Consider the following 11,056-nt stretch of genomic DNA (forward strand, 5'->3'; position numbering starts at 1 on the left):
AGTAATGACAGAAGGGCGGGGGAAAGTTTGATCCGAGTAGGTGCGGTGGGCATAAGAATTTGGAAAACGTCGCCACGTTTTCCAAATTCTTGGGCAGGAGGACAAACTTTCCCCCGCACCCACAATTTCCAGGTACGCAAGAGGCGCGAGGCAAAAACCGCCTCCCCGCAACACCCCAACAAAGCAGGTAACAGAATCCCGGAGTGCTTTTACCAAGCCAGCCCCGACACAGGAAACAACCAACCCCGCCCCCAGGCCCAACAGACAGCAAGCTACAAGAAATGCGGGGGCGAGCTAGCTCGCCCCCGCATCACGCATTCAGCAACAAATAATAAGCCGCAGATTTACCGCTTTAAACTTATATTTCTAGCCTATTTACTGTAGATACGCTCCATATAGGTTTCAATCTCATCAAGGGAACGCCCGGAAGTTTCCGGCATTATCTTGAATAGCACCACCGCAATAACCAGGTTTAACACCCCGTAAAGCGCATAGGTGAGTCCTCCGCCAAATGCAGCAATCATCGGGGGGAATGTCCAGGTAATGACGGCGTTCATAATCCACATACAGAAGATGGCAGTTCCGTTCATAATGCCACGAACATTTGCCGGGAACATTTCCCCAAGCATTGTCCAAACCACGGTACCATTAGAGGACTGCACAACCAGCATAAATACAGCCATCATGGCTAACACTAAGTATCCCGCCCAGGTCGGCACTTCTGCTACAGACGCATGAGGTGCAATCATAAAGTGGAATATAAACGCGATTCCCAGCAAGATGATACCCACTAGGGTCACGTCCCAGATTAAAATCGTGCGCCGCCGGAACTTGGTAATCAGGAACAATCCGAATACAGAGCCTACTACGCTCATAACCCCGTTTGCTACCTGTGCGGTAATCGCCGCAGAAGTCCCCATTCCGGCGATATTTAGCACTTTAGGTGCGTAATACATAACAGTATTTACGCCGGTCGTCTGGTTTACGATTGCCAAGAATATGCCAACAAACAACAGTTTTCGCAGCCAGGGCGTGTTCATAACATGACGGAATGTACCCTTAGGTCCGTTAGCCTGGCTTTGACGTGCCCTCACCATCTCGTACATTTCTTCACTAATGTCCCCGTCTTTCTGCGGGTCGCGTACTCGTTTTAGTGAACCGATAGCGGCATATACTTCCTGTTGTAACACGTACCAGCGGGAAGATTCCGGCATAAAATGCATTCCCAGCCATAATGCGATTGCTGGAACGGAGCACAGCACTATCATCCAGCGCCAAGCGGAACCGTTACCGCTAGAAATAGCCATATTGGAGATGAATTCATGGATGGCTTGGGTATCGGAGCTGCCTAAATGTTTAGCAACCATATCATTCAGAACATCCCAAGAGTATTCACCGGCGGTGACTACTCCAGCGGGATCAGATTTTACGGTGATTTGCGGGCCACCATGCACAGAGTTAATAATCGCGTTCATCGAGAAGGCAAGTAGCTGCCCGGTCACAATCATCAGCTGATCTACGGCCACGATAGTGCCACGGATTCTCTTTGGAGCTGTTTCTGCCAAGAAAACCGGTACGGTAGCGGAGGCTCCCCCTACTGCTAACCCCAGGATTAGCCGGAACGGATACATTACCCAGATATTGGGGGCGAATGTATTCCCGATTGCACCCACAATAAACAGTATCGCTAGCAAAATGATATTGTGTCGGCGACCATACCGGTCGGAAAGTCGCCCTCCAAATAGTGCGCCAAAAGCCGCACCCAAGGTCAAGATTCCCCCAATCGCGCCCTCTTGAGCGGGGGTAATACCCATACCACCGGCTCCGTGTGGCATATACATATAGGGTAGCGCCCCGGAAATCACTCCGGTGTCGTAGCCGAATAGCAGTGACCCGAGGGTAGCAACCCCGGCAATGGCAAGAATGCCCCGCCGTTTGCCGGAGGGCGGCGTTTCTTGCAACATTTCATCAAGTTTTTCTTTACTCAACTCATTTAGAGGAGTTTTTCTTTGAGTTTCTTTCACGGATTTAACTTTCTGGTTGCGGTTTGAAAAGGGTTATTTATCAAAGGTGGTAGCGCCGCTTACTTTGGCTACTTCATGCCATTGACCGTCTGCCGCTGAGGCGACGGTTGCCTGGTCAATTTCTGCTGCTGACCAGCCATCTGCTACCGAAGGCGCTATCTGTTTACCAGTTAGAACTCCTGAAAGGAACTGGTAACATTCGACAGCTTTCATATCATCAAAGCCCATTGAGGTTCCGGCACCGGGTTGGAACCGCGAGAAGTGTGGATAATGTGGGTTTGCCATGGAACGGACATAGCCGTGTATATCGCCATTGTCTTGCCCAATACATACTTCTAGGTCATTGAGGTGCTCAAAATTCCACCTAACTGAGCCTTTGGTACCATATACTTCGACCACATATTCGGCTCTCGGGCCTACGCTTACCCGGGAAGATTCCAAGGTGCCAACTACGCCAGAGTCAAAGCGCACCATCATGGCGACATAGTCTTCGTTTCCAACTTCTTTCTTTTCGTCTGAAACTTCCCAGCCGCTGTGACCCACCCCGGCTTTGGTGGGAATAGGACGTTCTTTGATGAAGGTGTCACTCAGAGCTGAAACTGCGCTGATGCGGTCTCGTAATATGTATTGCACCAGGTCAGCTCCGTGACTCATTAGGTCACCAACTACCCCAGCACCGGCTTTTTCTCGGTCGTAACGCCAGGTGTACGGACCGAGAGGACTGGAGGCATAGTCGGCTATTAACCAGCAGCGAACGTTGGTAATCCGTCCTAGTTTACCTTCGGCTATGAGTTGGCGCGCCTGTTCAATTGCGGGAGTGTGGCGATAGTTGAAACCAACCGCGGTATTTAACCCTGCCTGTGCGGCTGTCTGCGCAATTTCACGAGATTCGGTAGCGTTTACACCCATTGGTTTCTCTATCCAAAATGGTTTTCCGGCTTTAGCGGCAGCTACTGCAATTTCGCAATGCAGGAAATTGGGTGAACAAATAGATACTACGTCGACGTCTGGGTCAGAGAGGACTTCCTGGTAATCTGCGACTGCTTTCTCAAAACCTAGGACTTCTACCGCTAATCTTTGGGTTTCTTCTATCGGGTCACAGGCTACGACTAGACGCACCTTCGCGCCCAGTTCGGGAAATAGTTCCGACATGGCTTTATAGGAACGCGTATGTAGACGCCCCATCCATCCTAGGGATATTACCCCTACCCCGATTTCTTTGTCATTTGACATAAATACTCCTTACTCAGCCTCCATTGGCTGTTTTTAGGGGCGAGGACTAATGTCACTCAGCGATTAGTTCCGCACCCCCTAAATCTAGCAAAAAGTATTCTCCTTATCTAGCATTTGACCTAACATACAAACATTCTTAGTAACTGTGGGGATAAAAAAGGGGAGTTTCGTGGATAACATCCACGAAACTCCCCAGTTATTACGGCTAAAGGAAATCGAGCTAATTAGCCCCTATAAACGCAGACCATCTAACCAATCTGGTTTTCATCAGCGCGTTTTAAAGCAACAAACTCGATTACCTGCACGCAAAAAGCTACTTAGCTTTCTCGATGATTTCGCTGACCCGCCAGCGCTTAGTCTTGGATAAAGGACGAGTCTCCATAATCCGTACCAAGTCACCGATGCCGCATTCGTTGTTTTCGTCATGTACCTTGTAGCGCTTACGACGGTTAATCACCTTGCCGTATAAGCGGTGCTTAACGCGATCTTCTACCTGCACGACAACCGTCTTGTCCATTTTGTCGGACACGACGTAGCCCTGCAGCACCTTGCGGTGATTACGCTCTACAACAGCAGTTTTCTCAGTTTCTTCGCTCATAAATCCTACTCCTCAGCCTGCGGAGCGGTACGAATACCGAGCTCCCGCTCTCTAGCGATAGTGTAAATGCGGGCAATATCGCGACGTAGCTGCCCAATCTGTCCGCGATCTTCACCAGCACCAGTGGCCAGCTGAAAACGCAGATTAAACAGCTCAGTCTTAGCTTCATCTAGTTTCTTGGACAGCTGTTCTTCATCCAGCATATCCAAATCGGACATTTTCAAGCCCTTTGCCATTACTGATCACCGCCTTCACGGGTAATGAAACGGGTCTTAATCGGCAACTTGTGCTGCGCACGACTCATTGCCTGACGAGCTACATCTTCAGAAACACCCGCTAGTTCGAACATAATGCGACCGGGCTTAACCGGAGCTACCCACCATTCGGGAGAACCCTTACCGGAACCCATACGAGTTTCAGCCGGTTTCTTCGTCAGCGGGCGGTCAGGGAAAATGTTAATCCACACTTTACCGCCACGCTTAATATAGCGGGTCATAGCGATACGAGCGGCCTCGATCTGCCGGTTTGTAATGTAGGCGTGATCTAGGGCCTGAATCCCGTATTCACCGAATGCTAGTTCAGTACCGCGCTTAGCCACACCTTTTCGAGTAGGGCGATGCTGTTTGCGCCATTTAGTCCTACGAGGAATTAACACGTTACTCCTCCGTTCCGTTTTCTTGGGGCTTCACAGCCTCTTCAGCTACAGCGTTATTAGCGGCTAAAGCCTGATCGTCTTTTACTGCCTTCTCGGCGGTTTTATCCTCCGAGCTTACATTCTCGGCTTTTTCCGTTTGGGGAGCGCCTTCTTGGCGACCCTCTGTGCGTGCCGAACGCCGACCGGAACGAGAGCCATCACGACCAGCGCGTCCTCTGCGGGAACCGCGTCCGGAACGCCCTGAGGATTCAGCCTGCTTGCGGGTGAACTCCGTCTCGGTCAAGTCGCCCTTATAAATCCATACTTTAACGCCAATGCGTCCGAAAGTGGTGTGAGCTTCATAGAAGCCGTAATCGATCAGGGCACGCAGCGTATGCAACGGCACCCGACCTTCGCGGTAAAACTCTGAACGAGACATTTCCGCCCCGCCCAGACGACCCGAGCACTGCACTCGGATCCCGAGGGCTCCTCCACGCAGCGCCGACTGCATACCTTTACGCATTGCGCGCCTAAACGATACGCGCGCGGCGAGCTGTTCCGCGATTCCTTGTGCCACTAGCTGCGCATCAATCTCAGGATTCTTAACTTCGAGGATGTTCAGCTGCACCTGCTTACCGGTGAGCTTCTCCAAATCGCCACGCAGCCGATCTGCTTCTGCGCCGCGCCGGCCAATAACGATACCGGGGCGAGCGGTGTGCAAATCAACCCGTACCCGATCGCGGGTACGTTCAATATCGATCTGCGAAATCCCGGCGCGCTCCAGGCTCTTTTCCATGACCTTACGAATGCGCACATCTTCATCTACGAAATCACTGTAACGCTGTCCCGGCTTAGTGGAGTCCGAGAACCAGCGGGAACGGTGATCGGTGGTAATACCTAGCCGAAAACCGGTAGGGCTAACCTTTTGTCCCATTAGTCGTTCTCCTCTTCCTGTTTGCCGTCAGAAACCTCGATCGTGATGTGGCTGGTCCGTTTAAGGATTCGCCCTGCACGCCCTTGAGCGCGCGGACGGAATCGCTTCATCGTGGGGCCTTCATCTACGTATGCCCGCGAAACTTTCAGTTCCGCAAACGTTTCTTTGTCGCCAGACCGATCTGCTTTAGCGGCGGCGTTGTACATTGCGCTGCGAAGCACCTTGCGAACATCAGTTGCGACCGCTTGCGGAGCGAAACGCAGGATGTCGTAGGCCTCAAGGGCGTTCTTGCCGCGAATCATGTTCACGACGCGACGCGACTTCTGCGGCGTAGAGCGCACGAAACGCGCTTTCGCCATGCCTTCCATCTTTGCCTTCTTTCTCTTCCGGCGCGCCTAGCGGCGGCGTGCCTTTCGGTCGTCCTTGTCATGTCCGCGGAAGGTACGAGTAGGAGCAAATTCGCCCAACTTGTGACCAACCATGTTTTCGGTGATGTACACCGGAACGTGCTTGCGTCCGTCGTGTACCGCGATAGTGTGCCCAATAAAATCGGGGGTAATCATAGAGCGGCGTGACCAGGTCTTGATAACCGACTTTTTATTGGCGTCATTCAGAGCGTCGACTTTTTTCATCAAATGGTCGTCGACGAAAGGACCCTTCTTTAGGCTACGTGCCATGATTTATCTCCTACCTAACGCTTCTTGCCGGTCCGCCGACGACGCACAATCAGGCGATCGCTGGCTTTATTCGGACGGCGGGTACGACCCTCGGGCTTACCCCAGGGGCTAACCGGGTGACGACCACCAGAGGTACGGCCTTCGCCGCCACCGTGCGGGTGATCAACCGGGTTCATTACCACACCACGTACCTTGGGACGTTGTCCCTTCCAGCGCATCCGTCCGGCTTTACCCCAGTTGATATTGCCGTGGTCAGAGTTACCAACCTCGCCGATGGTGGCGCGGCAAGCAGCCTCTACGTTACGGATTTCCCCGGAAGGCATCCTTAGCTGGGCATATTTGCCTTCTTTCGCCACCAGCTGCACGGAAACTCCCGCGCTGCGAGCGATCTTGGCTCCCCCACCAGGACGCATCTCCACTGCGTGAATCACGGTACCCAACGGAATGTTGGTTAGTGGTAAACAGTTGCCAGGCTTAATATCAGCAGCCGGCCCCTGTTCAATCTGGTCACCCTGATGCAGTTTATTGGGGGCAATGATGTAGCGCTTGTCGCCATCTGCATAGTGCAGGAGGGCGATATTGGCGCTGCGGTTCGGATCATATTCGATGTGGGCAACCTTTGCGGGCACCCCATCTTTGTCGTGACGACGGAAATCAATCACGCGGTAACGGCGCTTATGTCCCCCGCCACGCCGACGGGAAGTGATGCGACCGTCATTGTTACGTCCACCAGTTTTGTGGATAGGACGCAGCAGGGACTTCTCCGGGTGGTCGCGGGTAATTTCCGCGAAGTCAGATACCGATGCGAAACGGCGACCGGGAGTAGTCGGCTTGTATTTACGAATACCCATTACTTGTTCACCCCTTTACGCAGTCGTTTCGTTGAAAATATCGATTGTGCCTTCGGCTAAGGTAACAATGGCTCGTTTGCAATCTTTGCGTTTGCCATAGCCGGTGCGGGTACGTACCCGCTTACCTTTGCGCGCAATCGTGTTTACGGTCTTTACTTTTACATCGAAGATTTTTTCGATGGCGATCCGAATCTCGGTCTTGTTAGCTTTCGGGTCTACCTCGAAAGTATATTTTCCGAGATCCATCAACCCATAGGCTTTTTCCGAGACGATCGGGCGGTAAATAATATCCCGCGGATTCTTAGTAACCTCGAGTGCCATTGCTTTACGCCTCCTGTCCGGTCTTATCGGCGATGAACTGGCGAATCGCGGCCTCAGTGAAGATAACGTCCTCATTGTTGAGTACGTCGTAGGTATTGAGCTGGTCAACCATGAGCAGATGCACCTGCGGCAGGTTACGCACTGACAATACCTGTTCTTCTTCCGAACGGCTCAGCACTACCAAAACGTAGCGCTGGTCTACCAGGGATTCGATGTGTTCGCGACCCGCTTTGGTGGAAGGGGTATCCCCGGCTACCAACTGAGACACGAGATGCATACGATCCTTGCGTACCCGATCAGACAGGGCACAAGCCAGTGCCGCCGCCTTCATCTTCTTGGGGGTGCGCTGGGAGTAATCGCGCGGTTGCGGGCCATGTACTACCCCACCACCACGCCACTGCGGCGCGCGAATCGAGCCTTGTCGAGCCCGACCGGTGCCTTTCTGACGCCACGGCTTCTTGCCGCCGCCACGCACCTGACCACGGGTCTTCGTGGAGTGAGTACCCTGACGAGCCGCCGCAAGCTGAGCGTTAACAACCTGGTGCATTAAAGCGATATTGGGATCCCGATCAAAAATGCTGGCGGGCAGATCAACGCTGCCAACTTCTTTACCAGCGGGATCAGTTACGTTTAGCGAAAGATTAGTCATAGTTACGCACCTTTCACTGCACTACGAATCAGGACGATGCCGCCCTTGGGACCGGGAATAGCACCGGTAACCAAGACAATGCCTTTTTCGGCATCGACTGCCTGAACTTTAAGATTTTGGATGGTTCGGCGGTCTCCACCCATGCGTCCGGCCATACGTAGGCCTTTGAATACGCGTCCGGGGGTGGCGCAAGCGCCGATAGAACCAGGTTTACGGTGGTTAAGGTGAGCGCCATGGGAGGCGGAAACGCCGGCAAAGCCGTGTCGTTTCATAACCCCGGCAAAGCCTTTACCTTTGGTCTTTCCGGTAACATCCACTTTCTGGCCGACTTCAAAAATGTCGGCAGCCAGTTCCTGGCCAAGAGTGAATTCGCCATCTCCGCCAGTGCGCACCTCTACCAGGTGACGACGGGGGCTGACGCCTGCTTTATTGAAATGGCCGGCAAGGGGTTTGGTGACTTTGCGCTGGTCAATCTGACCGAAACCGATTTGAATGGCGGTATAGCCATCGGTTTCTTGGTCGCGAACCTGCGTCACCACGTTCTTGTCGACCTGCACGACGGTGATGGGAACGACTTTTCCGTCCTCGTCCCAAACCTGCGTCATGCCTAGCTTGCGGCCGAGAAGTGCCCGAGTGGGTACTGCGGCAGCCGGCTGGGTCTGCGTGGTCATAATTACTTTCCTTAGAGTTTGATCTCGATGTTTACGTCAGCGGGCAGATCGAGACGCATTAGCGAATCGACTGCCTTAGGCGTCGGGTCGACAATATCGATGAGCCGTTTGTGCGTACGCATTTCAAACTGCTCGCGACTGTCCTTGTACTTGTGTGGCGACCGAATCACGGTGAACGTGTTCTTTTCGGTCGGCAAAGGTACTGGGCCTACCACTGTGGCGCCCGCGCGCTGGACCGTTTCCACGATCTTCTTCGCGGACGAGTCGATGACCTGGTGGTCATATGACTTCAGCCGGATGCGGATTTTCTGTCCCGCCATTCCGTCTACCTCTTCTTCTTCCGTAGATGTTTCCCCGGTGTTTATTCCGGGCCTGCCAGGGGATTTCCTCCCTTGCTTGCGCTAAGCCCGCAGGGGCGAGCTTTGCCGGTTGCAAGCGCAAAAATCCCTAAAATAATTTAGGGAGGTGATCTGCGTGATCCCTGGCGAACTGTTTCACCGGGCACGAATCGATTCCTGTGTTCTTGCTACCGGGCGCTAGGAGAGCGGGTACGCGCCGCGCACCTTTCAACTAGAGCCAGTAAGTAACTCTAACGCGTCACCTGGAACCCTTTCAAGCTGCACTCATGTGAATGACCCCACGTCCCCGCATCCGGGCGTGTCGCGGTGCTTATTTTTCCGATTTTTACTGCCCGAGGACGCATGTATTCCTCTTCCCCTCCACGCATCAGCAGAATCCTCCCCCACCTGAAGGGGGGCTGCCGCGGTAAAAGTGCTCGGGGGAGCCCAGTGAGCCTTGCTTCGCTCGGCTAGAGGCATTATCTCACTGAGACAAATAGGTGTGTTTCCGATGTTTCGTTTAGTGATTGCAACCGGTCTCTCGCATCTTTTACCGTGCCAGCCCATTCACAGCTTCAGCACTTGCGGGTGGGTAGCGCCCGTATCGCGCGGGGCTAGGCTTTATCCCAGCCTGCTAGGAGGACGCAAAACCCGAAAAATAACCTTGCAATTATTAATTTCCTAAGCAGCGAATGACCTATGCCATCTAGTGCCGGGGCACTCAGTTCCCCAAACATTACCCGGTAGTATAAAACTGTCCAAAAAACAATCCGCACCCCCAAATGGGCATTAGCTCTTGCGTGCACTAAATAGGATCCCCTGGATAAACCTGAGGTTTGGTCACTCCACTACATTTCTTACCCAGCGTACGAGCTCATCGTATCCAACCGACCCATCCGCCACGCCCAGAATAGTCTCGAGAAATGAAGCATGATCGGGTTTGAAATCTATACCGGATACTCTGAGATATGTGCCTAAGAGTGCGGCACCAGTTCTCTTGTTTCCATCTAGAAATGGGTGACCGGAGATAATTCCGAACGCATATCTGCACGCCTTCTCAATTGGATCAGGGTACAAATGTTCATCACCAAAGGTCTGGAAAGGCTGTCCGAGCGCGGACTTTAAAATTCCCTCATCGCGAACTCCATCGAGTCCGCCGAACCGAGCGATCGCCGCAGCATGAATAGCGAGGACATCCTGCCGCGAAAACGCAAATCCGCTCATTTGGCCAGTTCTTGAAATACGTCGGCATATTCATCCATGAAGTCGACTGCAACGTCGGCTACTTCGGTAGCGCCGTGTGCCGGTTGGATAATTACCCACGGCCGGTTATTCTTCAAAATTGTGAGGGGTTTCCCCGTCCTGTTCACTTCGGCTGTGACCCGGGAAAAATTATTTTTCGCTTCCGCTAGACCCATTGTAATTGCAGGCATCGACATTCCCCTTCTTGACTTAGCAGAATTATGGCTAATATCTGGTCCAGAGTCAATAGGTCGGCGTACCTTATGTATATTGTGCGCGAAGGCGGTGTGGTGCCTCATTTAGTTTGAGCGCAAAATAGATTGTTGGCATGAACGATGGAGTGGTTTGCTTGGGTACGCGTGTTGAGATTACGAAGCGGTTGCGTCAGTCGTATCGCGGCACTCATTTTCCGCCGCGCAAGGGTGTTTTTAGTAACGTCCTGCGCGGAAACTAGGTTTTTCCTCCCTTCCGCGCGACAGCAGGGTCCTCCACGACTGACGCAGCGGGGCTGCCGCGGTAAAAGCGCTCGGGGCGAGCAGGCAAACCAATCTGTGCAACGTTTTCACCCTCCCAATCCGGGCAAAATCACCAATAACCAGCCGTCGCCACCCAACCCGGAGGGTCATTCCGTACCCGGAGGGCGATTCTGTCACCGGAGGGTGATTCTGTCGCCGGAGGGTGATTTCACCAAAGCCCACCACCAGTTTTATTAAATCCCTCAACCATTCCACCCTCCCTAGACAAAACCACCCTCCCAATACCACCAAACCGCCCCAAGACCGGCCACAATTCCCATCTCGGAAGGGCGCAACTACCCCGGGAGGGTAAAACGTCGCCAAAAAGGACAAAGAGCCTAGGGTGTTCCTCCCGCGCGGACGCAAGCG

General features: G+C 53.1%; 15 protein-coding genes. All 15 read right to left on the reverse strand.

Going from position 1 to position 11,056, the window contains the following annotated elements; genetic code table 11:
* Positions 1-371 precede the first annotated feature (371 nt).
* The gene (locus tag QZT94_RS04685) at positions 372-1,964 is read right to left on the reverse strand and encodes an MFS transporter (protein ID WP_296761143.1); all 1,593 of its coding nucleotides are present in this window, start codon (positions 1,962-1,964) and stop codon (positions 372-374) included.
* 93 nt (positions 1,965-2,057) lie between these two features.
* Positions 2,058-3,257 carry a Gfo/Idh/MocA family oxidoreductase gene (locus tag QZT94_RS04690; RefSeq protein ID WP_296761117.1) on the reverse strand — a complete coding sequence of 400 codons (1,200 nt, stop codon included), beginning with the start codon at positions 3,255-3,257 and terminating at the stop codon, positions 2,058-2,060.
* Positions 3,258-3,570: 313 nt separating this feature from the next.
* Positions 3,571-3,855: a 30S ribosomal protein S17 gene (rpsQ, locus tag QZT94_RS04695; RefSeq protein ID WP_072510704.1), complete on the reverse strand. Its 285-nt coding sequence runs from the start codon at positions 3,853-3,855 to the stop codon at positions 3,571-3,573.
* Between the two features lie 5 nt (positions 3,856-3,860).
* Entirely contained in the window at positions 3,861-4,091 is a 231-nt protein-coding gene (rpmC, locus tag QZT94_RS04700) for a 50S ribosomal protein L29 (protein ID WP_072510703.1), read from the reverse strand.
* On the reverse strand, positions 4,091-4,510 hold the full coding sequence (gene rplP / locus QZT94_RS04705; protein ID WP_072510702.1) for a 50S ribosomal protein L16: 420 nt from the start codon (positions 4,508-4,510) through the stop codon (positions 4,091-4,093). Before rplP ends, rpmC begins: the two co-directional genes overlap by 1 nt.
* Position 4,511: 1 nt before the next feature.
* Positions 4,512-5,423: a 30S ribosomal protein S3 gene (gene rpsC, locus QZT94_RS04710; RefSeq protein ID WP_296761119.1), complete on the reverse strand. Its 912-nt coding sequence runs from the start codon at positions 5,421-5,423 to the stop codon at positions 4,512-4,514.
* On the reverse strand, positions 5,423-5,791 hold the full coding sequence (gene rplV, locus QZT94_RS04715) for a 50S ribosomal protein L22 (RefSeq protein ID WP_022864273.1): 369 nt from the start codon (positions 5,789-5,791) through the stop codon (positions 5,423-5,425). Before rplV ends, rpsC begins: the two co-directional genes overlap by 1 nt.
* 27 nt (positions 5,792-5,818) lie before the next feature.
* On the reverse strand, positions 5,819-6,100 hold the full coding sequence (gene rpsS / locus QZT94_RS04720) for a 30S ribosomal protein S19 (protein WP_024059448.1): 282 nt from the start codon (positions 6,098-6,100) through the stop codon (positions 5,819-5,821).
* Positions 6,101-6,114: 14 nt separating this feature from the next.
* The gene (rplB, locus tag QZT94_RS04725) at positions 6,115-6,951 is read right to left on the reverse strand and encodes a 50S ribosomal protein L2 (protein ID WP_296761122.1); all 837 of its coding nucleotides are present in this window, start codon (positions 6,949-6,951) and stop codon (positions 6,115-6,117) included.
* Positions 6,952-6,966: 15 nt separating this feature from the next.
* Complete coding sequence (gene rplW / locus QZT94_RS04730) at positions 6,967-7,272, reverse strand: 50S ribosomal protein L23 (protein WP_072510699.1); 306 nt, start codon at positions 7,270-7,272, stop codon at positions 6,967-6,969.
* Positions 7,273-7,276: 4 nt separating this feature from the next.
* Positions 7,277-7,921, reverse strand: coding sequence for a 50S ribosomal protein L4 (gene rplD / locus QZT94_RS04735; protein WP_296761126.1), 645 nt, complete (start codon positions 7,919-7,921; stop codon positions 7,277-7,279).
* Positions 7,922-7,923: 2 nt separating this feature from the next.
* Positions 7,924-8,592 (reverse strand): 50S ribosomal protein L3, encoded by a 669-nt coding sequence (gene rplC / locus QZT94_RS04740; protein WP_296761129.1) that lies wholly within the window; start codon positions 8,590-8,592, stop codon positions 7,924-7,926.
* Positions 8,593-8,603: 11 nt separating this feature from the next.
* Positions 8,604-8,912: a 30S ribosomal protein S10 gene (gene rpsJ, locus QZT94_RS04745; protein WP_022864279.1), complete on the reverse strand. Its 309-nt coding sequence runs from the start codon at positions 8,910-8,912 to the stop codon at positions 8,604-8,606.
* A gap of 858 nt (positions 8,913-9,770) precedes the next feature.
* Positions 9,771-10,154: a type II toxin-antitoxin system death-on-curing family toxin gene (locus QZT94_RS04750; protein ID WP_296761132.1), complete on the reverse strand. Its 384-nt coding sequence runs from the start codon at positions 10,152-10,154 to the stop codon at positions 9,771-9,773.
* Complete coding sequence (locus tag QZT94_RS04755) at positions 10,151-10,363, reverse strand: type II toxin-antitoxin system prevent-host-death family antitoxin (protein ID WP_296773227.1); 213 nt, start codon at positions 10,361-10,363, stop codon at positions 10,151-10,153. Before QZT94_RS04755 ends, QZT94_RS04750 begins: the two co-directional genes overlap by 4 nt.
* Positions 10,364-11,056 lie beyond the last annotated feature (693 nt).

This window comes from Varibaculum sp. (genome assembly GCF_008661855.1).
Lineage (GTDB): Bacteria > Actinomycetota > Actinomycetes > Actinomycetales > Actinomycetaceae > Varibaculum > Varibaculum timonense_A.

Bases quoted from the DNA above. Each gene is read 5' to 3' on its own strand.
- QZT94_RS04685 (WP_296761143.1), bottom strand. From the start codon at position 1,964: ATGTTGCAAGAAACGCCGCCCTCCGGCAAACGGCGGGGCATTCTTGCC.
- QZT94_RS04690 (WP_296761117.1), bottom strand. From the start codon at position 3,257: ATGTCAAATGACAAAGAAATCGGGGTAGGGGTAATATCCCTAGGATGG.
- rpsQ (WP_072510704.1), bottom strand. From the start codon at position 3,855: ATGAGCGAAGAAACTGAGAAAACTGCTGTTGTAGAGCGTAATCACCGC.
- rpmC (WP_072510703.1), bottom strand. From the start codon at position 4,091: ATGGCAAAGGGCTTGAAAATGTCCGATTTGGATATGCTGGATGAAGAA.
- rpsC (WP_296761119.1), bottom strand. From the start codon at position 5,423: ATGGGACAAAAGGTTAGCCCTACCGGTTTTCGGCTAGGTATTACCACC.
- rplV (WP_022864273.1), bottom strand. From the start codon at position 5,791: ATGGAAGGCATGGCGAAAGCGCGTTTCGTGCGCTCTACGCCGCAGAAG.
- rpsS (WP_024059448.1), bottom strand. From the start codon at position 6,100: ATGGCACGTAGCCTAAAGAAGGGTCCTTTCGTCGACGACCATTTGATG.
- rplB (WP_296761122.1), bottom strand. From the start codon at position 6,951: ATGGGTATTCGTAAATACAAGCCGACTACTCCCGGTCGCCGTTTCGCA.
- rplW (WP_072510699.1), bottom strand. From the start codon at position 7,272: ATGGCACTCGAGGTTACTAAGAATCCGCGGGATATTATTTACCGCCCG.
- rplD (WP_296761126.1), bottom strand. From the start codon at position 7,921: ATGACTAATCTTTCGCTAAACGTAACTGATCCCGCTGGTAAAGAAGTT.
- rplC (WP_296761129.1), bottom strand. From the start codon at position 8,592: ATGACCACGCAGACCCAGCCGGCTGCCGCAGTACCCACTCGGGCACTT.
- rpsJ (WP_022864279.1), bottom strand. From the start codon at position 8,912: ATGGCGGGACAGAAAATCCGCATCCGGCTGAAGTCATATGACCACCAG.
- QZT94_RS04750 (WP_296761132.1), bottom strand. From the start codon at position 10,154: ATGAGCGGATTTGCGTTTTCGCGGCAGGATGTCCTCGCTATTCATGCT.
- QZT94_RS04755 (WP_296773227.1), bottom strand. From the start codon at position 10,363: ATGCCTGCAATTACAATGGGTCTAGCGGAAGCGAAAAATAATTTTTCC.